Annotated in this window: 27 protein-coding genes; 25 read left to right on the top strand and 2 right to left on the bottom strand. The window is 47.4% G+C overall.

Annotated elements, in window-relative coordinates; genetic code table 11:
• Nucleotides 1–20: 20 nt before the first annotated feature.
• Nucleotides 21–896, top strand: a complete 876-nt coding sequence (locus NYE36_RS13000; RefSeq protein ID WP_012117971.1) for a patatin-like phospholipase family protein — start codon at nucleotides 21–23, stop codon at nucleotides 894–896.
• Here the strand turns inward: NYE36_RS13000 and NYE36_RS12995 are convergent.
• Nucleotides 893–1,288 (bottom strand): SA1362 family protein, encoded by a 396-nt coding sequence (locus NYE36_RS12995; protein ID WP_007408340.1) that lies wholly within the window; start codon nucleotides 1,286–1,288, stop codon nucleotides 893–895. The genes NYE36_RS13000 and NYE36_RS12995 overlap by 4 nt on opposite strands.
• Nucleotides 1,289–1,322: 34 nt before the next feature.
• Nucleotides 1,323–2,279 (bottom strand): DUF1385 domain-containing protein, encoded by a 957-nt coding sequence (locus NYE36_RS12990; protein ID WP_003153120.1) that lies wholly within the window; start codon nucleotides 2,277–2,279, stop codon nucleotides 1,323–1,325.
• 221 nt (nucleotides 2,280–2,500) lie between these two features.
• Between NYE36_RS12990 and NYE36_RS12985 the strand changes: the two genes are divergently transcribed.
• The 24 genes from NYE36_RS12985 to recN all read left to right on the top strand — a co-directional run bounded on the left by NYE36_RS12985 (nucleotide 2,501) and on the right by recN (nucleotide 22,337).
• A complete protein-coding gene (locus NYE36_RS12985; RefSeq protein ID WP_003153121.1) occupies nucleotides 2,501–3,031 on the top strand; it encodes a YqhR family membrane protein in 531 nt (176 codons plus the stop codon).
• 131 nt (nucleotides 3,032–3,162) lie between these two features.
• Nucleotides 3,163–4,224 carry a Xaa-Pro peptidase family protein gene (locus tag NYE36_RS12980; protein WP_043020796.1) on the top strand — a complete coding sequence of 354 codons (1,062 nt, stop codon included), beginning with the start codon at nucleotides 3,163–3,165 and terminating at the stop codon, nucleotides 4,222–4,224.
• Between the two features lie 24 nt (nucleotides 4,225–4,248).
• Nucleotides 4,249–4,806, top strand: a complete 558-nt coding sequence (efp, locus tag NYE36_RS12975; RefSeq protein ID WP_003153123.1) for an elongation factor P — start codon at nucleotides 4,249–4,251, stop codon at nucleotides 4,804–4,806.
• Nucleotides 4,807–4,953: 147 nt separating this feature from the next.
• A complete protein-coding gene (locus NYE36_RS12970; RefSeq protein ID WP_003153124.1) occupies nucleotides 4,954–5,235 on the top strand; it encodes a YqhV family protein in 282 nt (93 codons plus the stop codon).
• Nucleotides 5,236–5,312: 77 nt separating this feature from the next.
• Nucleotides 5,313–6,236 (top strand): stage III sporulation protein AA, encoded by a 924-nt coding sequence (gene spoIIIAA / locus NYE36_RS12965; protein ID WP_007408342.1) that lies wholly within the window; start codon nucleotides 5,313–5,315, stop codon nucleotides 6,234–6,236.
• The gene (gene spoIIIAB, locus NYE36_RS12960) at nucleotides 6,230–6,745 is read left to right on the top strand and encodes a stage III sporulation protein SpoIIIAB (RefSeq protein WP_032870611.1); all 516 of its coding nucleotides are present in this window, start codon (nucleotides 6,230–6,232) and stop codon (nucleotides 6,743–6,745) included. The genes spoIIIAA and spoIIIAB overlap by 7 nt, the downstream gene beginning before the upstream one ends.
• A 22-nt stretch (nucleotides 6,746–6,767) precedes the next feature.
• A complete protein-coding gene (gene spoIIIAC, locus NYE36_RS12955; RefSeq protein WP_003153142.1) occupies nucleotides 6,768–6,974 on the top strand; it encodes a stage III sporulation protein AC in 207 nt (68 codons plus the stop codon).
• A 12-nt stretch (nucleotides 6,975–6,986) separates the two neighbouring features.
• Entirely contained in the window at nucleotides 6,987–7,376 is a 390-nt protein-coding gene (gene spoIIIAD / locus NYE36_RS12950) for a stage III sporulation protein AD (RefSeq protein WP_071392571.1), read from the top strand.
• A 32-nt stretch (nucleotides 7,377–7,408) separates the two neighbouring features.
• The gene (gene spoIIIAE / locus NYE36_RS12945; RefSeq protein WP_003153145.1) at nucleotides 7,409–8,617 is read left to right on the top strand and encodes a stage III sporulation protein AE; all 1,209 of its coding nucleotides are present in this window, start codon (nucleotides 7,409–7,411) and stop codon (nucleotides 8,615–8,617) included.
• A gap of 16 nt (nucleotides 8,618–8,633) precedes the next feature.
• Entirely contained in the window at nucleotides 8,634–9,254 is a 621-nt protein-coding gene (spoIIIAF, locus tag NYE36_RS12940; RefSeq protein WP_003153146.1) for a stage III sporulation protein AF, read from the top strand.
• Nucleotides 9,247–9,939: a stage III sporulation protein AG gene (spoIIIAG, locus tag NYE36_RS12935; RefSeq protein WP_014418358.1), complete on the top strand. Its 693-nt coding sequence runs from the start codon at nucleotides 9,247–9,249 to the stop codon at nucleotides 9,937–9,939. Before spoIIIAF ends, spoIIIAG begins: the two co-directional genes overlap by 8 nt.
• Nucleotides 9,940–9,942: 3 nt before the next feature.
• A complete protein-coding gene (locus NYE36_RS12930; RefSeq protein ID WP_007408346.1) occupies nucleotides 9,943–10,593 on the top strand; it encodes a SpoIIIAH-like family protein in 651 nt (216 codons plus the stop codon).
• A gap of 153 nt (nucleotides 10,594–10,746) precedes the next feature.
• Nucleotides 10,747–11,226 (top strand): acetyl-CoA carboxylase biotin carboxyl carrier protein, encoded by a 480-nt coding sequence (accB, locus tag NYE36_RS12925; RefSeq protein WP_007408347.1) that lies wholly within the window; start codon nucleotides 10,747–10,749, stop codon nucleotides 11,224–11,226.
• Between the two features lie 14 nt (nucleotides 11,227–11,240).
• Nucleotides 11,241–12,593 (top strand): acetyl-CoA carboxylase biotin carboxylase subunit, encoded by a 1,353-nt coding sequence (gene accC / locus NYE36_RS12920; protein WP_007408348.1) that lies wholly within the window; start codon nucleotides 11,241–11,243, stop codon nucleotides 12,591–12,593.
• A 21-nt stretch (nucleotides 12,594–12,614) separates the two neighbouring features.
• Nucleotides 12,615–13,022: an Asp23/Gls24 family envelope stress response protein gene (locus tag NYE36_RS12915; RefSeq protein ID WP_003153156.1), complete on the top strand. Its 408-nt coding sequence runs from the start codon at nucleotides 12,615–12,617 to the stop codon at nucleotides 13,020–13,022.
• A gap of 263 nt (nucleotides 13,023–13,285) precedes the next feature.
• Entirely contained in the window at nucleotides 13,286–13,678 is a 393-nt protein-coding gene (gene nusB / locus NYE36_RS12910) for a transcription antitermination factor NusB (protein ID WP_007408349.1), read from the top strand.
• Between the two features lie 11 nt (nucleotides 13,679–13,689).
• Nucleotides 13,690–14,541: a bifunctional methylenetetrahydrofolate dehydrogenase/methenyltetrahydrofolate cyclohydrolase FolD gene (folD, locus tag NYE36_RS12905; protein WP_007408350.1), complete on the top strand. Its 852-nt coding sequence runs from the start codon at nucleotides 13,690–13,692 to the stop codon at nucleotides 14,539–14,541.
• Nucleotides 14,542–14,664: 123 nt separating this feature from the next.
• Entirely contained in the window at nucleotides 14,665–16,008 is a 1,344-nt protein-coding gene (xseA, locus tag NYE36_RS12900; protein WP_007408351.1) for an exodeoxyribonuclease VII large subunit, read from the top strand.
• Nucleotides 16,008–16,262: an exodeoxyribonuclease VII small subunit gene (locus tag NYE36_RS12895; RefSeq protein ID WP_007408352.1), complete on the top strand. Its 255-nt coding sequence runs from the start codon at nucleotides 16,008–16,010 to the stop codon at nucleotides 16,260–16,262. The genes xseA and NYE36_RS12895 overlap by 1 nt, the downstream gene beginning before the upstream one ends.
• Nucleotides 16,252–17,142 carry a polyprenyl synthetase family protein gene (locus NYE36_RS12890; RefSeq protein WP_007408353.1) on the top strand — a complete coding sequence of 297 codons (891 nt, stop codon included), beginning with the start codon at nucleotides 16,252–16,254 and terminating at the stop codon, nucleotides 17,140–17,142. Before NYE36_RS12895 ends, NYE36_RS12890 begins: the two co-directional genes overlap by 11 nt.
• Nucleotides 17,143–17,285: 143 nt before the next feature.
• Nucleotides 17,286–19,187 carry a 1-deoxy-D-xylulose-5-phosphate synthase gene (gene dxs / locus NYE36_RS12885; RefSeq protein WP_094032246.1) on the top strand — a complete coding sequence of 634 codons (1,902 nt, stop codon included), beginning with the start codon at nucleotides 17,286–17,288 and terminating at the stop codon, nucleotides 19,185–19,187.
• Nucleotides 19,184–20,029, top strand: coding sequence for a TlyA family RNA methyltransferase (locus NYE36_RS12880; protein ID WP_007612503.1), 846 nt, complete (start codon nucleotides 19,184–19,186; stop codon nucleotides 20,027–20,029). The genes dxs and NYE36_RS12880 overlap by 4 nt, the downstream gene beginning before the upstream one ends.
• A gap of 96 nt (nucleotides 20,030–20,125) precedes the next feature.
• Nucleotides 20,126–20,575: a transcriptional regulator ArgR gene (gene argR, locus NYE36_RS12875; RefSeq protein ID WP_003153173.1), complete on the top strand. Its 450-nt coding sequence runs from the start codon at nucleotides 20,126–20,128 to the stop codon at nucleotides 20,573–20,575.
• A 31-nt stretch (nucleotides 20,576–20,606) separates the two neighbouring features.
• A complete protein-coding gene (gene recN, locus NYE36_RS12870) occupies nucleotides 20,607–22,337 on the top strand; it encodes a DNA repair protein RecN (RefSeq protein ID WP_015417799.1) in 1,731 nt (576 codons plus the stop codon).
• Nucleotides 22,338–22,344: the final 7 nt, after the last annotated feature.

The raw sequence follows: 22,344 nt of genomic DNA, 5'->3' as shown, positions 1-22,344 counted from the left end.
TGGAAGGGAGAGGGCGCGCTATGCAGATTGACGGCGTATTTTCGGGCGGGGGGATAAAAGGGGTGGCGCTTGCCGGCGCTTATGAAGCGCTGGAAGAAAAGGGCTTTCGCTTTGAAAGGCTCGCCGGAACAAGCGCCGGCGCAATTATTGCCGCATTTATCGCTGCGGGCTATACGAGCAGAGAGGTTCATTCCATCATAGATGAGGTGGACGGAAGGCAATTGCTTGATCAGAGATACTCATTCCTCCCGCTGAAAATCCTGCGGTGGGTGTCGATATATTGGCGCCTCGGACTATACAGAGGCGATATGCTGGAAAAATGGATAGCGGATAAATTAAAAGCGAAGGGCATCATTGCGTTCGGCGATTTGAAAAAAGGCTCGCTCCGTCTCATCGCTTCAGATCTGACGAACGGAACGATGATCGTGCTTCCTGACGATCTTCCCCGCTACGGATTAAATCCGGAGATGTTCCCGGTTGCCAGAGCCGTCAGAATGAGCTGCAGCATTCCTTATTTTTTTGAACCGATAAAACTGAAGACCGAAAAAGGCACCTCAACGGTCGTTGACGGCGGCGTGTTAAGCAATTTCCCGATTTGGCTGTATTCAAAAGAACGCAAACGGCCGGTCATCGGAATTTCGCTTTCGCCCAACGAAAAAGAGCGCCCGAAAAAATCAATCCGCAACGCTTTTGAGCTGTTCGGGGCTTTGTTTGAAACGATGAAAGACGCTCATGATGCCAGGCATATCGCGACAAAGTACGAACAGAATATTATTTTTATTCCGGTGGAACATGTGATGGCGACGGAGTTTCATCTCACACCGCAAAAAAAACTAGCTCTCATTGAGCTAGGAAAAAGCAGAACAGAGCAATTTTTGAAGCAATGGAGCTATTAAAAAAGCGCTCTGTTTTTCTTTTTATTCTTTTTGCCTTCTATGACGGTAAGCTGGGTCTGGCTTTTTTTCTTAAGAATCATCGGCTTCGGTCTGCTGCTGCTCGGCACGCTCCGCAAATGGCTGACCCGGCCTCTGTGTCCGGCGCGGTGCTTCGCTTTTTGCTCCTTCATTCGGAGCCGCGATTGTCTGGCCGCTTTTCTGAAAGCGGTTCCGTCACGGCCGGTGCGGCGGTTCAGGACCGTCCTCACGATAAAATAAATAATGATGCCTGCGATAATAACGGTGATCGCTCTTGAAATCATCTGCCCGGGGTTGGTTACCGCTGCATAAATGAAACCGAATGCGCCAAGCGCTATCAATACAGCAAAAAAAGGTTGTACACGATGATTCATAACTGCCCACCTCCAAAATAATAACGGTAACTGTTCAGATTACGTTGTGAGACGGCTTTTCGCTCTGTTCTGAAATGTCTTCCAGTCTGAGAAGCTCGTTAAAGCTTTCTATGGCAACCTCGACCTGGTCATCCGCCGGTTCCTTTGTCGTTAAAAGCTGCAGCCACAGGCCGGGATAACCGAGCACTTTCAAAACGGGGATATTCCGCACTCTGTTCGTCAGCTGGAGCACTTCAAAGGAGATGCCGAGAACGACCGGTATAAGCGCAATCCTGTCTAAAATCCGCACCCAAAGCGGATCTGTCGGAACGAGTAAATAGACGAACATGCCGACAATGATCGTAAATAAAATAAAGCTTGAACCGCAACGGTAATGAAGCCGTGACTGCTTCTGAACATTTTCTATTGTAATTGGCAAATTCTGTTCATAACAGTTTATGACCTTATGTTCGGCTCCATGATATTGAAACACTCTTTTAATTAACGGCGTCATTGATAAAAAATAAATGTAGCCGAGAAGCAGAATAAGCTTAAACAGACTTTCGATTCCGATCTGCGCGGCGTCTGAGGAAAAGACGGGCCTTACAAGCTCCGCTAAGAAGACCGGGACGAGCGTAAAAACGAATTTGCTGAACAAAAACGACAGAACGCCGATCACCGCCAGGCTGAAAAACATCGATAAGCCCGAACCCTTCTTATCTTCCTGCTCCAGCTTGGCGTCATCTTGAGGATCAAGCCCGTAACGTTCGCTGGAAAAGTTTAAATGCTTTGTGCCGTTGGCGCTCGCCTCAATGATGGCGACGATTCCCCGCAAAAAAGGAATCTTTTTTAAAGCCGAAAGCTTGGCGTTCGGCACTCTCGGAAGCTTGAAAAAATCAATGCTTCCGTCATTCCTGCGGATGGCGGTAACATAATTTTTTCTGCCGCCGAACATGACCCCTTCAACGACAGCCTGCCCGCCGTAAGCAGGGGGCGTTTTTTGTTTGGACATTGTTTATCAACCTGCCTGTTTTTTTAGGATTTACTAACCATTTCCTTTCACTCTATTGTACAGGAAACCGCGGTAAACCTCTAGTTAGACAGCCGGAAAATCAATGCTTTTTCTACATGCAGTATACCCCGTTTCTTTAGATTTTACTCATTGAATGAAAATATGGCGCAGTTTTTTATGACTTTTCAATTTTGGGGCAGTCTATGACTGGAGGTGCCATGATGACAAGCGAAAAACATTCAGAACAGGAAGAAAAAAAGAAGCAGGATGATGATCAGCAGCCTGTTTCATTTACCGGCAGAATTTGCGGTATCGGATTTGCCGGCGGTGTATTTTGGAGTTTGATCGGCTATCTCGGGTATGTCTTTCATTTTTCAGAGATCAGCCCCAACATGATTCTTCAGCCGTTTATGATCGGAGAATGGAAAAAACAATGGCTCGGCACGATGGTCAGCATCGTTGTCATCGGATTCATTTCAATTGCCGGGGCGTTTATTTATTTCGTCTGCCTGAAGCGTTTTAAAACCATGTGGCCGGGGATGGTGTACGGCGTCATTTTATGGTGTGCGGTTTTTTTCTTATTCAATCCGATTTTCGAAGATGTGAAATCCGTCACTGAATTGAAATCAGATACAATCGTGACGACGCTTTGCCTTTACATTCTGTACGGTTTGTTTGTCGGCTACTCAATTTCCTTCAACTACAATGAACTTACGTCAGACAAGCTTGCAAGGGCGCTCGGCAACAAGTGAATAAGTGTATAATCCCTGTCCGGTATGGTAAAATGTTCACGAGAAGTGAACATTTTTTATGCTGAAAACCGGGCGGGGATGCTCCCGCGTTGTCAGGCGGCAGTCAAGAATCGGCGAGGAGGAGAAAGGGAATGAAACTTGAGAAATTGCGAAATCTTTTCGGTCAGCTGGATATAGACGGAATGTTGGTGACAAGCTCCGCCAATCTGCAGTATATGACGGGATTTACGGGTTCGTCAGGCCTTGCGGTCATATCGAAAGAACGTGCGGCATTTATCACGGATTTCCGTTACACCGAGCAGGCGAAGACGCAAGTGAAGGGTTTTGACATTATCGAGCACGGCGGAAGCTTAATCCAAACGGCTGCGGATACGATTCTTGAGTACGGCATTAAAAAACTCGGCTTCGAGCAAAACAGCATGACGTACGGAACATATGCATCCTACCAAGCGGTGCTGCAGGAAGCGGAGATGGTTCCCGTCGCGGATTCCGTTGAAAAGTTGCGCTTGATTAAGTCAAGTGAAGAGATTAAGATATTAGAGGAAGCTGCGAAGATTGCGGATGATGCGTTTGAACATATTCTGACGTTTATCAAACCGGGCATCTCAGAGATTTCAGTTGCAAACGAGCTTGAATTTTATATGAGACGTCAAGGAGCAGACGGCTCTTCCTTTGATATGATTGTCGCCTCGGGAGTCAGATCCAGCCTTCCCCACGGAGTGGCAAGCGGCAAATTGATTGAAAAGGGAGACTTGGTCACGCTCGATTTCGGCGCTTATTATAAAGGCTATTGTTCTGACATCACACGCACCGTCGCGGTCGGAGAGCCAAGTGATAAACTGAAAGAGATTTATCAGGTCGTATACGATGCCCAAGCGCTTGGTGTCCTGCATATTAAACCCGGCATGACGGGAAAAGAAGCGGACGCCCTGACGAGGGATCACATCACCGCAAAAGGCTACGGACAGTATTTCGGCCATTCGACAGGACACGGGTTTGGAATGGAAGTCCATGAATCACCGGGGCTGTCTCTCAGGTCATCGGCCGTTCTTGAGCCGGGCATGGCGGTAACGGTTGAGCCGGGCATATACATACCGGAAGTTGGGGGCGCAAGAATCGAAGATGATATCATCATCACTGACGACGGCAACCGGACAATTACGCATTCCCCTAAAGAATTAATTATTTTGTGATCGGAATATAGGAGGACATCAAACATGATTTCAGTTAACGATTTTCGTACAGGACTAACGATTGAAGTAGACGGCGGCATTTGGCGCGTCGTTGACTTCCAGCACGTAAAGCCGGGAAAAGGAGCGGCATTTGTCCGTTCTAAATTGCGTAACCTCCGCACGGGCGCTATTCAGGAGAAAACATTCCGTGCAGGTGAAAAAGTCGCGAAAGCTCAAATCGAAACAAAAACGATGCAGTATCTTTATGCCAACGGCGATCAGCACGTGTTCATGGATACAAGCTCATATGAACAGCTTGAATTGAACGAAAACCAAATCGAAGAAGAATTAAAATATCTTCTGGAAAATATGTCTGTGCACATCATGATGTATCAGTCTGAAACGCTCGGTATTGAACTGCCGAACACAGTTGAACTGAAAGTTGTTGAAACAGAGCCGGGAATTAAAGGCGACACGGCGTCAGGCGGCACGAAACCTGCCAAAACGGAAACAGGCCTTGTCGTAAACGTACCGTTTTTCGTGAACGAAGGCGATACGCTGGTTGTAAATACATCAGACGGTTCTTACGTGTCAAGAGCGTAGTTAAAGAAATTCGGAGTCTGCTCCTTTTACGGGGCAGGCTTTTTTTGCGTTCTGCCTCAGAATCTTTCTTCTATATGAAAATAGTGAGACTACTTCCGTCAGCTAGAGCATATAGTGTAACAAAATGCTTGAAGTTGGGGGATTGCAATGAAATTTTTGTTTGGTTCAATCAATTCTACTGTTTTAACGATGGCCGGTTTACGAGTTTTGTCCTCGCTCATTGAATTATCGGCCGCTATTATCATGCTTTTGACAAACGACATCAGAAAAGCGGTTGTGGTGAATAGTATTTTGGCAATCGTCGGCCCGCTGATCTTTATCATCACAATGACGATCGGCATTTATCAGATTGCCGGACAGCTCTCATATGCAAAATTAATATTGATTTTTGCGGGAGTGGTGCTGATTTTGGCCGGTGTGCATAAATAGAGGGCCGGGGTGTCATAAAGTCTGTCCCGGATCATACATTTTAAAGAAGCCAATCGGTAAAAAAGGAGGAGACTCTATTGAATGAGATTACAGAGGTTCTCCCTGAATTATTGAGAGATGCCATCTCCGCTGTGCCCGAAGAAGCGAGGCGGGATACAGAAGAAATCAGAATCCGCGTCGACAGGCCGGTTGAACTGATCCAAAAAGGACAACCTTTGTATTTGTCATATGTCTGTACGGCCGGCGACGCACAGCTGATCCTCAGCCGGCTCAGCAATTACAGTATGTACACGCTGGAAGAAGAGCTGAAAAAAGGATATATCACAATCAGAGGAGGCCACCGTGTGGGGCTGGCCGGAAGAGTCATCGTCGAAAACGGAGCCGTCAAAGGACTCCGGGATATTACTTCTTTTAATATCCGAATCGCCCGGGAGAAGCTGGGAATCGCAGAACCGCTCATTCCTTTCTTATGGAAAGAAAACTGGCTGAATACGCTGATCATCGGTCCTCCGCAAACGGGGAAAACGACCTTGCTTCGTGATTTGGCCCGGCTTTCCAGCACCGGATCAAAACGCATTCCCGCAAAAAAGACAGGTATCGTAGATGAACGTTCGGAAATTGCCGGCTGCCTGCGGGGCATTCCCCAGCACAGTTTCGGCCGCAGAATCGATGTCCTTGATGCCTGTCCGAAGGCGGAAGGGCTGATGATGATGATTCGCTCTATGAGTCCTGATGTCATAATTGTGGATGAAATCGGGAGAATGGAAGACTCACAAGCGCTGCTGGAGGCGCTCCATGCGGGCGTATCCGTTATCGTATCTGCGCACGGGTGGAATATGAAAGACTTGGTCAAGAGGCCGTCGCTGAAAATGCTTTGGGAGGAAAACGTGTTTGACCGGTATGTTGAACTGTCAAGGCGCCGCGGTCCGGGAACGATCAGCAGGATGTACGGAAAGGACGGGGAACCTGTTCCGCATGCTGAAAGCGTGATGACATGCTGAAGCTTTTGGGTGCCGTGTTTATTCTGACAGCGACGACTTGGACCGGATTTGAGATCGCCAAAATGTATATAGAAAGGCCGAGGCAGATCCGTCAGCTGCGCGCGGCGCTCCAATCGCTTGAAGCGGAAATCATGTTCGGGCATACACCGCTGCATATCGCCTCGGGACAAATTGCCGCACAGCTTTCCAAACCTGTATCGTTATTGTTTCAAGCTTTCAGCAGAAGGCTTGAGCAGGGAAGCGATTCCGCCAAAACGGCTTGGGAACAGAGCTTGAAACATAATTGGTCGTCCATGGCGATGAAAAAAAGCGAATATGATGTACTGAAGCAATTCGGAGAGACGCTCGGGCTCCATGACCGTGTTTCTCAGCAGAAACATATCAAGCTTGCGCTTACACATTTGGAAGCGGCGGAAGCGGATGCCGGACGGGCGCAGGCGAAAAATGAAAAAATGGTGAAAAGCTTAGGATTTTTAGCCGGACTGTTACTCATTCTTCTATTGATGTAAACATGAGGGGAGCAAACATAAGATGGGAGTCGACGTAAATGTCATTTTTCAAATCGCCGGAGTCGGTATCGTGGTTGCGTTTCTGCACACCATACTTGACCAAATGGGAAAAAAAGAATACGCCCAGTGGGTGACGCTGCTTGGCTTTATCTATATTTTATTTATGGTGGCGACGATTGTCGATGACCTGTTCAAAAAGATCAAAGCTGTGTTTCTATTCCAAGGATAGGGGGGCTTACAGATTGAGATTGTTCAAATTGTAGGTTTAGGCCTGATCGCCACATTTCTCTCCCTGATCGTAAAAGAACAGAAACCGACTTTCGCGTTTATGATTGTCGTCTTCAGCGGCTGCGTGATCTTTCTTTATCTCATCGACCAGATTTACGACATTATCAGAATGATAGAAAAAATAGCCGTCAATGCAAATGTCAATATGGTCTATGTGGAAACCATTTTAAAAATTATCGGCATCGCCTACATTGCTGAATTCGGAGCGCAGCTTACAAAGGATGCGGGCCAGGGAGCGATTGCTTCGAAAATAGAGCTGGCCGGAAAAATTTTGATACTGGTAATGGCCGTGCCGATACTCACCGTCATTATTGAAACGATTCTCGGACTTATTCCTTCTTGATCATAAATAAAATGGAAAGGGGGGCACAAAAAATGAAGCGCTTTCGGTGGGCGGGAGCTTTTTTGTTCATCCTCTTATTTTTTCAGACTGAATGTGTACAAGCTGCCGGAACAGACGGTGCGTCGCAGGAAACCGCAGTTCACCAAGAATCCGCTGATGAAGTGGCGAAAAAGCAGGCCGAAGCGCTGAAAACAGAAGGCATCGGAAAGTTTTGGGACGACATCATGACAGAATACGGCGGTCTTCTGCCTGAAAGCCAAAAGGGAAGCATCATCGACTTTATTAACGGAGAAAAAACGTTCTCGCCGGAGGCATGGCTGAAGGCTTTATTTTCATACTTGTTTCATGAAGTGCTCGCAAACGGAAAGCTTCTGGGAACTTTGATTCTTCTCACCATTTTTTGTGTCATTCTGCAGCTCCTGCAAAATGCGTTCCAGCAGAGCACCGTCAGCAAAGTGGCTTATGCAATCGTCTACATGGTGCTGATTATTCTCGCTTTAAACAGCTTTCATGTTGCCGTCAATTATGCCAGTGAAGCGATCCAGACGATGACAAGCTTCATTCTCGCGCTCATCCCGCTTTTACTCGCGCTTTTGGCGTCTTCCGGGGGAGCCGTCTCCGCAGCTTTTTTTCACCCCGTTATTTTATTTCTGATGAATACGAGCGGCCTTCTCATTCAAAACATCGTCATGCCGCTTATCTTCCTGTCAGCGATTTTAAGCATCGTCAGCACGATGACGGATCAATATAAAGTCACGCAGCTTGCCAATCTGCTCAGAAATATCGCGATCGGCGCGCTTGCCGTATTTCTCACCGTGTTTCTCGGCGTCATCTCCGTACAGGGGGCTTCGGCCGCCGTGACGGACGGGATTACGCTCAGGACTGCAAAATTTATAACAGGCAATTTTATTCCCGTGCTCGGCCGGATGTTTACGGATGCGACGGATACGGTCATCAGCGCTTCGCTCCTATTAAAAAACACCGTGGGAATCCTCGGAGTCGGAATTTTGATCTGCATCTCCGCGTTTCCGGCGATCAAAGTGCTCTCGCTCGCTTTTATTTATAAGCTCGCGGCCGCTATTCTGCAGCCGCTCGGAGGCGGGCCCGTCATTACGTGCCTCGGCGTCATCAGCAGAAGCGTACTGTATATTTTCGCGGCGCTCGCCATCGTCTCTCTCATGTTTTTCCTCAGCATCACAGTCATTATTACAGCAGGCAACCTCACCATGATGATGAAATAAAGGAGGCCCATTGGATATGAGCTTTTTAACAGAATGGCTGACAAGCATTATTTTATTTATCTTATTCGCCATCGTCATCGACATGCTGCTGCCCAGCTCCAGTATGCAAAAATACGCCAAGATGGTTGTCAGCCTGCTGTTAATCATTGTCATGCTCAACCCGATATTCAAACTTTTCAAAACAGACCCGGAAATCATCTTCGATTATTTGACAAAACAAGAGCAATCTCAATCCGCTGATATAAAAAATCAAATTAAATCAGAAAAAAAAGAAATACAAGCATCAAACCGCGCATATGTTTTAGAAGAAATGGCTGTCCAACTAAAAAAGAAAGCGGAGGAGATGTTCAGTCATGACGAATACAAAATAGACGACATCCGCCTTACAGCGGAAGAACAGGTTCGTTCAGAAGAAGATGTAAAAACGATCAGCGTGTATATGGCCCCATCTTCTGAAAAAACCGTGCAAACCGTCGCACCGATCGACATCCGCACAGACCGCAAATACGAACCGGAAGGCGCAGCCGACAAAAAAGAGGCCGCAGACATCAAAGAAAAACTTGCGGATATATGGGAAATCGGCAGTGAGAAAATTACGGTTTATATGGAAGGCGGGGAGAAAAACGGCCATGAATAAAAACGGACTATGGACCATACTCAAAAAACAGCTGATGATCGGACAGGCGAAAGACGGAGAAAAACCAAAACTGACAAAATATCATTACTTTCTGTTCGTGTTTGTGCTCGGGGTATCTTTTATGCTGGTCAGCCAGCTGTTCTCTTCACCGGAGAAAACCGGGAAGGACCAAACGGCGCAGACCGTCATGTCCGGCCGAACGGAAGACAAAAGCGGGCAAAAAAGCGCACCCGTTTTTAAGGCATCGAAAGACGGCAGCGCAAAAACCACAATCGATGATTACGAAAGAGACTATGAAAACCAGCTGAAAGAAATCCTTGAAACGATTATCGGCGTGGAGGATGTCTCAATTGTCGTAAACGTAGACGCAACATCTCTGAAAGTGTTTGAGAAAAATAAAACGAAAAAAGACACCACCACTGAAGAAACCGATAAAGAAGGCGGCAAAAGAAGCGTAACCGATCAAACCTCTGAAGAACAAATTGTCATGATTCGAAACGGGGACCAGGAAACCCCGGTCGTCGTCCAGACGAAAAAGCCCGATATCCGCGGTGTACTCGTTGTCGCTCAGGGAGTGGACAACGTTCAAATAAAAAAAACCATCATTGATGCCGTCACAAGGGTGCTCGATGTTCCGAGCTATCGTGTAGCGGTTGCCCCTAAAAAAATCAAGGAGGATTCATAAATCATGCTGAAAAAACAAACGGTTTGGCTTTTAACAATGCTCAGTCTCGTCGTGGTATTAAGTGTTTATTATATTATGTCGCCGGAAAGCAAAAATGCCGTGCAGATGAAAAGCGAAAAAAGCAGCGGAGAAGTCGCCACTGAAAAAACGCCGGCTCCTGAAACGAAAGATAAGAGCGGAAGCGGCACGGAAAAAGAAGACGGCACAAAAGGAACGAAAGATTCTAAAGGCACAAAAGAGGATAAAGAAACATCAGCCGAAGCATCGGACAAAGACGGATCGGTCGCCACAGAAACAGCTGATGAAAACTTATTTACCGCATACCGCATGGAACTTGAAGACGCGAGAAGCAAAGAAAGGGAACAGTTAAACAGCATTGTTTCAAGCGATGATGCGACCGCAAAGGAAAAAAGCGAAGCCTACGATAAAATGACGGCGCTGAGCAATGCTGAAGGGACGGAAAAACAGCTGGAAACGCTGATTAAAACACAAGGCTACAAAGATGCGCTCGTGGATGCTGAAGGAGACAAAATCAACATTACCGTCATGTCTGACAAACATTCAAACGCAAAAGCTTCCGCTATCATTGACCTGGTGGAAAAAGAAATCAAGACGATGAAAGACGTCGCCGTCACGTTTGAACCGACAAAATAAGAGACCTGAACCGCCCGCACCCGCTGCGGGCTTTTCTGATGTCATTTTAGATCAGTGTTGAATTTACACAAGCGCTCCTGTAAGATAAACATAGTATGTACTTTTAGTAGCAACCCATAAATTTCTATTTTTTATACATAGGAGTGGAAACTGATGTTAAAAATCAACGAAATTCATGAACTGATAAAAAGAATCGATGAATCTTCCATCGACGAATTTGTTTACGAAATTGAAGGCGTAAGCCTCAAACTGAAAAAAAATGAAGCGCCGGCAGTGAATGTAACGGGACAAGCCCAAGCCGTTCCCGCCGCTTACGCACCTGCTCCGCAGGCTGCAAAACCGGAAGCGAGTGAAGCCGCTCCTGCTCAGGAAGCGCCGAAACAAGACGAAAACCTGCACAAAATTACGTCTCCGATGGTCGGAACGTTTTATGCTTCTTCATCGCCGGAAGCCGGCCCTTACGTAAACCAAGGTTCAAAAGTGAGCGAAAATACAGTTGTTTGTATCGTAGAAGCAATGAAACTCTTTAACGAGATTGAAGCCGAAGTAAAAGGAGAAATCGTTGAAGTGTTAGTTGAAAACGGCCAGCTGGTCGAATACGGACAACCTCTATTTCTTGTAAAAGCTGAGTAAGGAGACCTGCTATTATGATTAAAAAGCTATTGATCGCCAACCGAGGAGAAATCGCCGTCAGAATCATCCGGGCCTGCAAAGAGCTGGGCATTGAAACTGTAGCCGTTTATTCTGAGGCAGATAAAGACGCCCTGCATGTCCAAATGGCCGATGAGGCTTTTTGTATCGGGCCGAAAACATCAAAAGAAAGCTATTTAAATGTAACGAACATCGTCAGCGTCGCAAAGCTGACCGGCACGGATGCGATTCATCCGGGATACGGGTTTTTAGCTGAAAACGCCGACTTTGCCGAGCTGTGCGAAGAATTAAACGTAACGTTTGTCGGCCCTACGGCTGACGCCATTTCAAAAATGGGAACAAAAGATATCGCGCGCGACACGATGCAGCTGGCGGGCGTGCCGATTGTGCCCGGTTCAAAAGGAATCATAAAAAATACGGAAGAAGCGGTTTCGCTTGCAGGTGAAATTGGGTATCCTGTCATTATAAAAGCCACTGCGGGCGGAGGCGGAAAAGGCATCCGGGTCGCACGCACAGAAGAAGAACTGATCAAAGGCATTGAGATTACCCAGCAGGAAGCCGCTACGGCATTCGGAAATCCGGGTGTGTACATCGAGAAGTACATAGAAGATTTCCGCCATGTTGAAATTCAGGTGCTTGCGGATAATTACGGAAACACGATCCATCTCGGAGAGCGTGACTGTTCTATCCAAAGACGTCTGCAAAAACTTCTTGAAGAGTCACCGTCACCTGCGCTTGATTCTGAAATCAGGGAGCAGATGGGTGAAGCAGCGGTAAAAGCAGCGAAGGCCGTCGGTTACACGGGAGCCGGCACAGTAGAATTCATTTATGACTACAGAGAACAGCGCTACTACTTCATGGAGATGAACACGCGTATTCAAGTAGAGCACCCTGTCACAGAAATGGTGACGGGAACGGATCTGATCAAAGAACAGATCAAAGTGGCATCCGGACAGGAGCTTTCGCTCAGACAGGAAGATGTTGAATTTAACGGCTGGGCGATTGAATGCCGCATCAACGCTGAAAATCCTGCGAAAAACTTCATGCCTTCACCCGGTAAAATTAACATGTACCTGCCGCCGGGCGGACTCGGCGTACGCGTGGATTCAGCCGCATATCCCGGCTACTCGATCCCGCCGTACTACGACAGTATGATTGCTAAAGTCATCACATACGGAACAACGCGTGATGAGGCAGTCGCACGGATGAAACGCGCGCTGAGCGAATTCGTGATTGAAGGTATTGAAACGACGATTCCGTTCCATTTGAAACTGCTTGAACACGAAACATTTGTCAGCGGAGAGTTTAATACAAAGTTTTTAGAAACATATGATGTAATGGGCTCATAATTTTTGCGGGAGGTGAATTGAATGGAAGACAACAGTGTGCTTAAAATGGATCATGATGAGGCTCATTTAGGCAAGGTTGAAATTGCTCCTGAGGTCATTGAAGTCATTGCCGGCATCGCCGCTTCCGAAGTTGAAGGAGTTGCTGAAATGCGCGGCAATTTCGCCACGGGCGTCGTAGAACGCTTCGGCAAAATCAATCACGGCAAAGGCGTAAAGGTCGATTTAGCCGATGACGGGATTACCATCGACGTCTATTGCGTCGTTCAATTCGGGATCTCGATCCCGAAAGTGGCGGCAAGCGTTCAGGAGAATATCCGCCAAACCTTATTAAACATGACGTCTCTGACCATTAATGAAATCAATATTCATATCGTCGGCATTCAATTTGACACGAAAGCCCAAGAAGTCGAAATCGACGAAGAAATGTAATGAGCGTATAAAAACCAAGGGGATGGGCAGCCCTTTGGTTTTTTATACGTTTCCCGTCATTTCAGGCATGAAGAAAGCCGGCTTACAAACGGCAGCCGAGTTTCTTCATGCTGTGAAATCCGAATGAAATTAATGCGTTTTGTGAAAATATTCGGCATTAGGGTAAAAAACCTAAATTTCGACATGCGATTGAGAAAAAAATATGTTATGATCTCTTTAAGCTTAACGACAAGCGGATAAAGCGGATCTGAAGGAGAAAGAAAATGAAAAGAAGAACAGCTAGAGAAAAAGCTTTGCAGGCACTTTTTCAGATTGATGTCAGCGATATTGCACCGAACGATGCCATTGAGCACGCGCTTGATGGTGAAAAAACAGATGCCTTCTTTGAACAGCTGGTGTACGGAGTGATCGAACATCAGGTTCAGCTTGATGAAATGATTTCCGGCCATCTCGTCAATTGGAAGCTTGACCGGATTGCAAACGTAGACCGCGCGATCCTGCGTCTGGCGGTGTATGAAATGGTTTATTCTGACGACATTCCTGCTAACGTGTCATTAAACGAAGCAATCGAGCTGGCAAAACGGTTCGGCGACGATAAAGCTGCAAAATTCGTAAACGGGGTTCTTTCTAACATTAAAACTGATATCGAATCATAGGAGGAAAGAAAATGACTGCAACAATCATCGACGGAAAAGAAACGGCTAAAGAAAAACGCGAACAATTGGCAAAAGAAGTAGAAGAGCTGAAAGCACAAGGCGTAGTGCCTGGATTGGCGGTCATTTTAATCGGAGACGATCCCGCTTCTGTTTCATATGTGACAGGCAAGAAAAAAGCCGCTGAAACAATGGGAATGAAATTTAAGCTTGACCGCTTTGACTCAAGCTTAACCGAGGCGGAGCTTTTAACAGTGATTGATCAGTATAATCAAAATCCGGAATTCCACGGCATTCTCGTCCAGCTGCCGCTCCCGGATCATATTTCTGAAAAAGCCGTAATCGAGCGGATCTCCCCTGATAAGGATGTTGACGGTTTCCACCCTCTCAACGTCGGGAAAATGCTGCTTGGCGAAGATACATTTCTTCCATGCACGCCGCACGGAATTGTCGAGTTATTGAAAAAGACGAACGTAGATCTTTCCGGCAAAGAAGTTGTTGTAGTCGGACGAAGCAATATTGTCGGTAAACCGGTCGGCCAGCTGCTGCTGAACGAAAACGCGACCGTCACATATTGCCATTCCCGGACGAAAAATATGTCTGAGCATACGAAAAAAGCAGATATTCTTGTGGTAGCGGTCGGTAAAGCGAACTTCATCAAAGCCGATCAAATCAAAGAGGGCGCCATTGTCATTGATGTCGGCGTCAACCGTCTCGAAAGCGGAAAACTTTGCGGAGACGTTCAGTTTGATGAAGCGAAAGAAAAAGCATCTTTCATTACGCCGGTGCCGGGCGGAGTAGGTCCGATGACCATCACAATGCTTGCGCATAATACTGTTAAATCTGCCAGACGTACGTTATCATAGATAACCGGAGACAGTCACAAAAAGTGTGACAATGAGCACGATACCCGCTTCTTAAGGCTCCTTTCAGCCAGAGCGGGTTTTCTTAGTTTAGGGCAAAAAGCCTTTATGAAAGGAGTGCAGGATGTGAGTGAAGCGGCATATGTCACGGTTTCCGCGCTGACCAAATACATTAAACGAAAATTCGATGTGGACCCTCATCTTGAAGACATTTGGATTAAGGGTGAGCTCTCCAATGTTAAAATTCATACGAGAGGCCACATCTATTTTACATTAAAAGATGAGCATGCCCGCATGCAGGCCGTCATGTTTCAGAGGCAAAGTTCGAGGCTTGCGTTTAAGCCAGAAGACGGAATGAAGGTCATCGTAAGAGGCGGCATCTCCGTCTATGAACCGAGCGGAAGCTATCAGCTGTACGCGAAAGAAATGCAGCCGGACGGTGTGGGGGCGCTCTACTTAGCATATGAAGAATTAAAGAAAAAACTTGCCGGCGAAGGGTTGTTTGATGACCGGCATAAGCAGGCCATCCCCGCTTTTCCGGCCACGATCGGGGTCGTCACGTCACCGACGGGAGCAGCCGTCAGAGACGTCATTACCACACTCAAAAGAAGATACCCCCTTGTGAAAGTCATTGTGCTTCCCGCGCTCGTTCAAGGTGAAAATGCCAGCAGATCGATTGTGAAGCGCATTGAAGAAGCCAATGCACAAAAAATGTGTGACGTCCTGATCGTCGGAAGGGGAGGGGGCTCGATCGAAGAATTGTGGGCATTTAACGAAGAAATCGTGGCCCGGGCGATTTTTGCTTCCGCCATTCCGATTATATCAGCCGTCGGACATGAAACAGATTTTACAATCAGTGATTTCGTCGCAGATATCCGGGCGGCAACGCCGACAGGAGCGGCAGAAATCGCCGTCCCCCACACGACGGACTTAATGGAACGGACAAAAACGGCGGAAGTCCGCCTGACAAGAGCGATGCAGCAGCATATCAGCAAGAAAAAAGAACGGGTTCAATCGCTCCAGTCATCCTACGCGTTCCGTTTTCCGAAACGATTGTATACCCAAAAAGAACAGCAGTTTGACCTTTTGTATCAGCAGTTCCAATCACAGCTCACGGGGCTTACGGACAGGAAACAAAGGCAGCTGGAGCGGAATACGTACAGATTAACGGCGCTCCACCCTGAAACCCAGCTGAAACAGGCGAAAAAACGGTACGAGGAGCGCTCAAATCAGCTCGCCCGAAGCATGAATGTCCAGCTGAAGCAGCTTCATTCGCAGTTTCAGACGGTTCTTGGTAAACTGAATGCATTAAGTCCGCTTCAGGTGATGGAGAGAGGATACAGCCTGGCCTATAAAGACAAAGAGCTGATCAAAAGCGTTGATCAAGTGGAACAAAATGATACGCTAGAAGTAAAGATGACAGACGGCGTTCTGACGTGTGAAGTATTGCAAAAGAGAGGCGAACGATAATGACAGAAACCAAAAAAAGTGAAGAGCTGACATTTGAAGAGGCGATGAAAGGCCTTGAAGGCATTGTGGCAAAGCTTGAAGAAGGAGACGTGCCGCTGGAGCAGGCGATTAATTATTTTCAGGAAGGGATGGCCCTTTCAAAAATGTGCCATGAAAAGCTTCAGCATGTTGAAAAGCAAATGGACTTTATTTTAAAAGATAACGGCGAACTTGCACCTTTCAGCGTTCAGGAGGAAGACGAAGGTGACAAATAAACTGGACGCATTTTTAGCATCGCGCAAACAACTGATTGAACAGCAGCTTTCTTTGTATACAGAACGGCTTGCGATGCCGGAAACCCTCAAAAAATCTATGCTGTATTCTTTGGAAGCGGGCGGAAAGAGGCTGCGCCCCCTCGTCGTCTTAGCCGTTCTGAATGCTTACGGAAAAGATGAAAAAGACGGGATTCCGGTCGGATGCGCTGTCGAAATGATTCATACGTATTCTTTAATCCATGATGATTTGCCTTGCATGGACGATGATGATCTGCGCCGGGGAAAGCCCACAAACCATAAAGTCTTCGGAGAAGCGGCAGCCGTATTGGCCGGAGACGGGCTTCTGACAGAAAGCTTTAAACTGATCACATCTCATGTGTCTGAGGCGGTTTCAGCAGAAAAACGGCTCCGTCTCGTCGATGAGCTGATCAGCGCGGCGGGAACGGAAGGAATGGTCGGCGGACAGGCTGCCGACATGGAAGCGGAACAAAAGCGGATAACGCTTGAGGAGCTGGAATCCATCCACGAGCGGAAAACGGCCAAGCTCCTCGGTTTTTCCGTGACGGCGGGCGCCATTTTGGCAGATGCGCCGGAGGATGAAGTCGAAAAGCTCCGTCTGTTCAGCAGCCATATCGGCATCGGATTCCAAATCAGAGACGACATCCTTGATATTGAAGGGCATGAGGAGAGGATCGGCAAACCGGTCGGCTCAGACACGTCGAATGAAAAGTCAACGTATCCGTCGCTTTTAACGCTTGAAGGCGCGAAAGAAAAGCTTGCGTATCATATAAGCGAGGCGAAACAGATCATCAGCGGCCTTTCTCTTCAGAAAGAATTGCTGCATGACCTCTGTGATTTAATCGCGGCGAGAGATCATTAAAAACGGTCCTGATTTGAAGGGGCTGCCGCTCCTATGGTAAAATGTAAGCAGTTTCGATGAAAATACAAAGGGAGTCTTTTTCTTTTTTCAAAAAGACACTGTTTAATTTGCAGAAATTCATGCTGAAAGTGAGTTGATCCGCTTTGGATCTTTTATCAATACAGGACCCGTCATTTCTTAAAAAGATGTCAATTGAACAGCTGGAAGAGCTGAGTGAGGAGATCCGCAATTTCCTCATCACATCGCTGTCTGCCTCTGGCGGCCATATCGGGCCGAACCTTGGGGTTGTCGAGCTGACAATTGCGCTTCACAAAGAATTTGACAGTCCGAAAGATAAATTTTTATGGGATGTCGGACATCAGTCCTATGTTCATAAACTGTTAACCGGACGCGGCAAGGAGTTTGAAACCTTGCGCCAATATAAAGGGCTTTGCGGTTTCCCGAAACGCAGCGAAAGCGAACATGACGTATGGGAAACAGGGCACAGCTCAACCTCGCTCTCAGGCGCGATGGGAATGGCTGCCGCCCGTGATATTAAAGGATCGAAAGAATATATCATCCCGATTATCGGAGACGGCGCTTTAACCGGAGGAATGGCGCTTGAAGCGCTGAACCATATCGGTGATGAGAAGAAAGACATGATCGTCATCCTGAATGATAATGAGATGAGCATTGCGCCGAATGTCGGGGCGATTCATTCTATGCTGGGACGGCTTCGCACGGCCGGCAAATATCAATGGGTAAAAGACGAGCTTGAATATTTATTTAAGCGCATCCCGGCCGTCGGCGGAAAATTGGCCGCCACAGCTGAACGGATAAAAGACAGTTTGAAATATATGCTTGTGTCAGGCATGTTTTTTGAAGAGCTGGGCTTTACGTATTTAGGCCCGGTTGACGGTCATTCCTACCACGAACTGTTTGAAAACCTGCAATACGCCAAAAAAACGAAAGGCCCTGTCCTGTTACATGTCATCACGAAAAAGGGCAAAGGCTATAAACCGGCTGAGACCGACACAATCGGCACATGGCACGGAACGGGTCCGTATAAAATCAATACGGGTGATTTCGTCAAGCCGAAAGCCGCGGCGCCTTCATGGAGCGGACTTGTCAGCGGCACCGTGCAGGAGCTGGCACGTGAGGATGACAGAATTGTCGCCATTACACCGGCCATGCCGGTCGGCTCCAAACTGGAAGGGTTTGCGAAAGAATTCCCTGAACGCATGTTTGATGTCGGAATCGCAGAACAGCATGCGGCGACGATGGCGGCTGGAATGGCGCTCCAAGGCATGAAGCCGTTTCTTGCGATTTATTCGACCTTTTTGCAGCGGGCGTACGATCAGGTCGTCCATGACATCTGCCGTCAAAACGCGAATGTATTTATCGGCATTGACCGCGCCGGTTTGGTCGGCGCTGACGGGGAGACGCATCAAGGCGTCTTTGACATCGCCTTTTTGCGGCATATACCAAACCTCGTTTTAATGATGCCGAAGGATGAAAATGAAGGCCGCCATATGGTCAATACAGCCCTTAATTATGAGGAGGGTCCGATCGCGATGCGCTTCCCGCGCGGGAACGGGCTCGGCGTAAAGATGGATAAAGAGCTGAAAACCATTCCGATCGGAACATGGGAAGTGCTCCGTCCCGGAAAAGACGCGGTCATTTTAACATTCGGTACGACCATTGAAATGGCGCTGGAAGCGGCTGAAGAACTGCAAAAAGAAGGCTTGTCCGTACGTGTCGTGAATGCGCGGTTTATAAAACCGATTGATAAACAAATGATGAAGGCCATTTTTAATGAAGGTCTGCCGATTTTAACGATAGAAGAAGCCGTGCTTGAAGGCGGATTCGGCAGCACGATTCTTGAATACGCTCATGACCTCGGCATGTATCATACACCGATTGACAGAATGGGCATCCCAGACCGGTTTATTGAACACGGCAGCGTAACCGCCCTGCTTGAAGAAATCGGTCTCACGAAGGTTGAGGTTATGAACCGGATCAAACTGCTGATGCCGCCGAAGACACATAAAGGAATTGGATCATGACAGCAAAAAAAGAACGATTAGATGTACTTCTTGTAGAAAAAGGCCTTGCGGAAACGCGGGAAAAAGCGAAACGCGCCATTATGGCGGGCATCGTATACTCAAATGAAAACCGATTGGACAAACCGGGTGAAAAAATCGCCCGGGATCTTCCGTTAACGGTAAAAGGAAACCCTCTTAAATACGTCAGCAGAGGCGGATTAAAGCTTGAAAAAGCCCTGGAAGTTTTTCCCGTCTCGGTAAAAGGCAAAACGATGATTGACATCGGCTCGTCTACAGGGGGATTCACGGATTGTGCCCTCCAAAACGGAGCCGAGCGGTCCTACGCAGTGGATGTCGGCTATAATCAGCTTGCCTGGAAGCTAAGACAGGACGAGAGGGTCGTCGTCATGGAACGGACGAATTTCCGCTATTCCGAGCCTTCCGATTTCACAGAGGGTTTGCCGGAATTTGCGACAATCGATGTTTCTTTCATCTCACTCCGCCTCATTCTGCCGGTTTTAAAAACGCTGCTTGTACCGGGGAGCGATTGTATCGCACTGGTGAAGCCGCAATTTGAAGCCGGACGGGAATCCGTCGGAAAAAAAGGCATTGTCAGAGATCCCGGCGTTCATACTGACGTTCTCCGCCGCATGAATCAATTTGCCGCTTCTGAAGGATATACAGTGAAAGGACTGTCCTTCTCACCGATTACAGGGGGAGACGGTAATATTGAGTTTCTGCTTCATTTGGAATGGGGCGGAGAAGACGGAAACGGCGCTGAACTGCCGGAAGAAGACATTCTCCGTACCGTCCGCGAAGCACATGAGACATTAAAAGCCAAAAAGACAGATGTACCGGAATAATAGGGGGCTATTATTCCTTTTTTCTGCCATCATGTACTTTTTATCAAGAAGCGGTTAACATAATGACAAGAACAGCTTGAAAACAGAGGTGCTTACATGACAAAAGGCCAAAGGCATATAAAAATCAGAGAGCTTATTACAAGCCATGAGATTGAAACGCAGGATGACTTAGTTGACATGCTGAGAGAAGAAGGATATAAGGTAACTCAGGCGACTGTCTCCAGAGACATTAAAGAGCTGCATCTCGTAAAGGTGCCGACAAACAACGGCTCCTACAAATACAGCCTGCCGGCGGATCAGCGGTTCAATCCGCTGTCAAAACTGAAGCGTTCATTAATGGATGCGTTCGTAAAAATTGACTCAGCAAGCCATATGATCGTATTAAAAACGATGCCGGGGAATGCTCAGGCAATCGGCGCTCTGATGGATAATCTCGAATGGGAAGAAATCATGGGCACGATTTGCGGAGATGACACGATCTTAATCATCTGCAGGACGCCTGAAGATACGGAGGGTGTTCAAAGCCGTCTTTTGGAGCTGCTGTAGCGTAATTATCAGATAAAAGGTGGAATGCTGTTTGTTAGCTGAACTATCAATAAAAAACTTTGCCATTATAGAGGAACTGACGATTTCGTTTGAGCGGGGGCTCACCGTCCTGACGGGAGAAACAGGGGCCGGCAAGTCAATTATTATAGACGCCGTTTCCCTATTAGTCGGCGGCCGCGGCTCGTCTGAATTTGTCCGTTACGGTGAAACAAAGGCCGAGCTTGAAGGACTGTTTCTTTTGGACAGCGGTCATCCCGTTTTTGAAGTATGCCGTGAGCAGGGAATAGACGCATCTGACGACATGATTGTCATGAGAAGGGACATTAATGCCGGAGGAAAAAGCGTCTGCCGTGTCAACGGAAAATTAGTGACGATTGCGGCTTTGAGGGAAATCGGCAGACTTTTATTAGATATTCACGGACAGCATGATAACCAGCTGTTAATGGAGGACGATAAACACTTAGAGCTGTTGGACAGGTTTGCGGGCGCTGAGGCCGAATCCGCGCTTCAGGCTTACCATGAAGGCTATGAGCGTTATATGAAGCTGCTCAAAAAAGTGAAGAAGCTGTCAGAAAGCGAGCAGGAAATGGCGCATCGATTAGACCTGATTCAATTTCAGCTTGAAGAAATCGAGTCGGCGAAGCTTGAATTGAATGAAGACGAGCTTCTTCAGGAAGAGCGGAAGCAGATATCCAACTTTGAAAAAATTTATGAATCATTGCAAAACGCCTATAATGCGCTCCGCAGCGAACAGGGGGGGCTTGACTGGGTCGGAATGGCCTCTGCCCAGCTTGAAGATATTTCGGATATCAATGAACCGCTGCAAAAGCTGTCAGAAAGTGTGTCAAGTTCCTATTATCTGCTGGAGGATGCAACCTTTCAGATGCGCAATCTGTTAGATGATCTGGAATATGACCCGGAACGGCTGAATTTTATTGAAACCCGTTTAAATGAGATCAAACAGCTGAAGCGCAAATACGGAGCGACGGTAGAAGACATTTTGGAATACGGCTCCAAAATAGAAGAGGAAATCGATCAGATCGAGAACCGCGACAGCCACCTTGAAGCGCTGAAGAAGGAATTGGAGTCGGTCGGCAAAGATGTGGCCGTAGAAGCCGCCAATTTATCAAAAATCAGAAAAGCATGGGCTAAGAAACTGGCGGAAGCGATTCATCAGGAATTAAAAAGTCTGTATATGGGCAAATCAACGTTTGATACGGAATTTCTCGTGAAAACCGATCCGTCAGCCAGTGAAGCACCGGTTGTTGACGGGCAGCCCGTGCAGCTTACCCAAAAGGGGATTGACCTTGTGAAGTTTTTAATTTCAACAAACACCGGTGAGCCTTTAAAACCGCTGTCAAAGGTCGCTTCCGGAGGCGAGCTTTCAAGGGTGATGCTGGCGATGAAAAGTATTTTTTCTTCCCAGCAGGATGTCACCTCCATCATCTTTGACGAAGTGGACACCGGTGTAAGCGGGCGGGTTGCCCAAGCCATCGCGGAAAAAATCCATAAAGTATCGACCGGTTCACAGGTGCTCTGCATTACACACCTGCCGCAGGTTGCCGCTATGGCGGATACGCACCTTCTGATCGCAAAAGAATTCAAAGACGGCCGGACGACAACGCATGTCACGCCGCTTTCTAAACAGGACAAGGTAGCGGAAATCGGCCGCATGATTGCGGGCGTCGAAGTGACCGATCTGACAAAACGGCATGCACAAGAGCTTTTAAAACAGGCCGGACAGGTAAAAACGACAGGATAAGCTGCTG

It is taken from the genome of Bacillus sp. FSL R5-0593, assembly GCF_038603755.1.
In the GTDB taxonomy this organism is placed as follows: Bacteria; Bacillota; Bacilli; order Bacillales; family Bacillaceae; genus Bacillus; species Bacillus velezensis.
The sequence above is the reverse complement of the archived record's forward strand: the minus strand, read 5'-3'. Positions and strand labels throughout refer to the sequence as shown.

Coding starts and splice junctions, on each gene's coding strand:
- efp (WP_003153123.1), top strand. CDS start 4,249: ATGATTTCAGTTAACGATTTTCGTACAGGACTAACGATTGAAGTAGAC.
- spoIIIAG (WP_014418358.1), top strand. CDS start 9,247: ATGAATAAAAACGGACTATGGACCATACTCAAAAAACAGCTGATGATC.
- folD (WP_007408350.1), top strand. CDS start 13,690: ATGACTGCAACAATCATCGACGGAAAAGAAACGGCTAAAGAAAAACGC.
- nusB (WP_007408349.1), top strand. CDS start 13,286: ATGAAAAGAAGAACAGCTAGAGAAAAAGCTTTGCAGGCACTTTTTCAG.
- NYE36_RS12995 (WP_007408340.1), bottom strand. CDS start 1,288: ATGAATCATCGTGTACAACCTTTTTTTGCTGTATTGATAGCGCTTGGC.
- NYE36_RS12985 (WP_003153121.1), top strand. CDS start 2,501: ATGACAAGCGAAAAACATTCAGAACAGGAAGAAAAAAAGAAGCAGGAT.
- NYE36_RS12930 (WP_007408346.1), top strand. CDS start 9,943: ATGCTGAAAAAACAAACGGTTTGGCTTTTAACAATGCTCAGTCTCGTC.
- accC (WP_007408348.1), top strand. CDS start 11,241: ATGATTAAAAAGCTATTGATCGCCAACCGAGGAGAAATCGCCGTCAGA.
- spoIIIAE (WP_003153145.1), top strand. CDS start 7,409: ATGAAGCGCTTTCGGTGGGCGGGAGCTTTTTTGTTCATCCTCTTATTT.
- NYE36_RS12915 (WP_003153156.1), top strand. CDS start 12,615: ATGGAAGACAACAGTGTGCTTAAAATGGATCATGATGAGGCTCATTTA.
- NYE36_RS12980 (WP_043020796.1), top strand. CDS start 3,163: ATGAAACTTGAGAAATTGCGAAATCTTTTCGGTCAGCTGGATATAGAC.
- accB (WP_007408347.1), top strand. CDS start 10,747: ATGTTAAAAATCAACGAAATTCATGAACTGATAAAAAGAATCGATGAA.
- NYE36_RS12895 (WP_007408352.1), top strand. CDS start 16,008: ATGACAGAAACCAAAAAAAGTGAAGAGCTGACATTTGAAGAGGCGATG.
- spoIIIAC (WP_003153142.1), top strand. CDS start 6,768: ATGGGAGTCGACGTAAATGTCATTTTTCAAATCGCCGGAGTCGGTATC.
- spoIIIAF (WP_003153146.1), top strand. CDS start 8,634: ATGAGCTTTTTAACAGAATGGCTGACAAGCATTATTTTATTTATCTTA.
- spoIIIAB (WP_032870611.1), top strand. CDS start 6,230: ATGCTGAAGCTTTTGGGTGCCGTGTTTATTCTGACAGCGACGACTTGG.
- NYE36_RS12990 (WP_003153120.1), bottom strand. CDS start 2,279: ATGTCCAAACAAAAAACGCCCCCTGCTTACGGCGGGCAGGCTGTCGTT.
- NYE36_RS12970 (WP_003153124.1), top strand. CDS start 4,954: ATGAAATTTTTGTTTGGTTCAATCAATTCTACTGTTTTAACGATGGCC.
- NYE36_RS12880 (WP_007612503.1), top strand. CDS start 19,184: ATGACAGCAAAAAAAGAACGATTAGATGTACTTCTTGTAGAAAAAGGC.
- argR (WP_003153173.1), top strand. CDS start 20,126: ATGACAAAAGGCCAAAGGCATATAAAAATCAGAGAGCTTATTACAAGC.
- NYE36_RS13000 (WP_012117971.1), top strand. CDS start 21: ATGCAGATTGACGGCGTATTTTCGGGCGGGGGGATAAAAGGGGTGGCG.